Raw genomic sequence first — 2282 nt, forward strand, 5'->3', positions numbered from 1 at the left:
ACAAGTGAATAAATTGGGCGCTATTTTCCCGCATCTGGCGGTCAGTAGCAAACTCCGCGGTTGTGTGTACTCTTGATCATGACAGCAATGCCAGCAGATCTTCCTTGTTTTGTGGTGCATTGGCTTTGCCTGTAGCGTCAAAAAGCTGATCGGCCAGGGCTTGTTTTTCTTTTTGCATGGTTTGGATGTGTTCTTCTACGGTCTGGGTTGCGACCAGTTTGTAAACAAAAACCGGTTTGTCCTGCCCGATGCGATAGGCACGATCCGTTGCCTGGTTTTCCACTGCCGGATTCCACCAGGGATCAAGATGAATGATGGTGTCGGCCTGAGTGAGGTTAAGACCGCTGCCACCGGCTTTCAGACTGATCAGAAAAACACCCACTTTGCCCTGCTGGAAGGCGTCAATGGCTTCTTGGCGTTTGCGGGTCTGGCCGGTGAGCTTGCTGTAGTGAATACCTTGTTTTTTCAGCTGTTGTTCGATCAGAGCCAGTGCCTGGGTGAACTGCGAGAAGAGTAAAATTTTGCGGCCTTCCTCCAGCATTTCCGGCAGCTTGTGTGCTAACCACTCCAGTTTGGCGCTGGTTTTGATGCCGGACGCTTCATCCAGTTTAACCAACTCCGGTGCAATGCAGGCCTGGCGCAGTTTCAGCAGCGCATCCAGAAACTCGATGTGACTGCGCTCCATGCCCTGTTTATTGATCAGATCACGAATACGCTTTTCCATGCTGATTCGTACACTTTCATAAAGCTGGCGCTGATCACCTTCCAGTTCAACATATTCAATAATTTCGGTTTTTGGCGGTAGCTCTTTAACCACCTGGTTCTTATCACGCCGCAGCATAAAGGGTGCGACCTTGCGAACCAGTTGCTGGCGAGCGGTGTTGTCTCCAGCGTTTTCTATGGGGTTACGATAGAGTTCCTTGAAGGTTTTTTCGCCGCCCAGCAAGCCTGGCAGCGCAAAATCCATTAGAGCCCACAATTCACCCAGATGATTTTCTAGAGGTGTGCCGGTCAGGCAGATACGACAGGCTGTTTTAATCTCACGAACATTTTTTGCAGCCTGAGTGCGGGGATTTTTGATGGCCTGTGCTTCATCCAGAATCAGCAGGGCGTAAGTGTGTTTTAAATGCTGCTTGAGATCCCGCGCAATCAGCGGATAACTGGTAATGACCAGATCAGAGGCTTTAATCTGGTTAAACTGACTGTGACGTTCTGCACCATGCAGCACCAGTGTTTTCAGTTGTGGAGCAAAGTGCTCAGCTTCTCTTTTCCAGTTTCCCATCAGGCTGGTTGGTGCAATCACCAGCACGGGTTTTTTGAGTTGTTTTTGATTTTTAAGGTGCTGCATCAAGGCCAGGCTTTGCAGGGTTTTACCCAGCCCCATGTCATCGGCCAGAATGCCACCAAAACTGTATTGATGCAGAAAATTCAACCAGTTCAGGCCTTCTTGCTGGTAGCTGCGCAGTGTGGCATTGAGCTGCTCAGGGACTGGAACCGGCTCCAGTCCGGAAAAATGATTCAGCTGCCGTATGAGTTTACGGGTCAGCGGTGCCTGACGGTCATCGAGATTCAAAGCTTCCAGTTGTGCGGCTTGATACGCTGGCAGGCGGACTGGTCGGTCTAGTTTTTTGCTTTTGTAGAGCGCCTGTAATAAATCATGTATGGAATGCAAGGGCTGAGTATCCAGGCTGACCCACTCATCTTCAAAGGGAATCACCAGCTGATCCGGGCGACCCTCTTCCAACCAGGTTGCCACCAACTCAGTGGTGGATAAACGGTAGTCTCCGTAGTTGATGGCCAGGGAGAATTCAAACCAGTGGTTGCTGCTGTCTTGGATATTGAAATTCAGCTCGGCAGGGCTGATTTTCAGTTGGTAGCTGGGGTCTGTTTCAATCAGCCAGCCTTCTTTTTCCAGTTGTGGTAGCTCATGATCGATCAGCCTCTGCCACTGATTCAAAAGCTCTGTGGACGAGCTGTGTTGTACAGACCAGAACAGGTGTTGATCATGCAGATCCTCAAAGGCAACCAGGTTCATGGAGACCATCCGAGCGATAGCTGTTTTTTCTTGCTGTGCATTGCGAGTCAGAAGATAGGTTTTACCGTTATGCATCACGGTCTGAACGGTTTCGGAAATAACTTCATCACGAACCGGAATCTCCAGGTCACCGTAAACAAAGCTGAATAACAGGCCGGGAATTGGAATGTCAACTTCCTGGCTTGATACCAGCGTCAGTTTGGGTTGCGGGCTGGAAACCTCTTTCAGATCAGGCTCTTCTGGCAGC

Annotated in this window: 1 protein-coding gene; it reads right to left on the bottom strand. The window is 50.0% G+C overall.

Annotation, left to right across the window (positions count from 1 at the left end; all coding sequences use genetic code 11):
- Window positions 1-76: 76 nt before the first annotated feature.
- A partial coding sequence (locus tag IBX50_RS19790; protein ID WP_292258113.1) for a DEAD/DEAH box helicase occupies window positions 77-2282 on the bottom strand: 2206 nt, incomplete at its 5' end.

Source organism: Marinospirillum sp. (genome assembly GCF_014859565.1).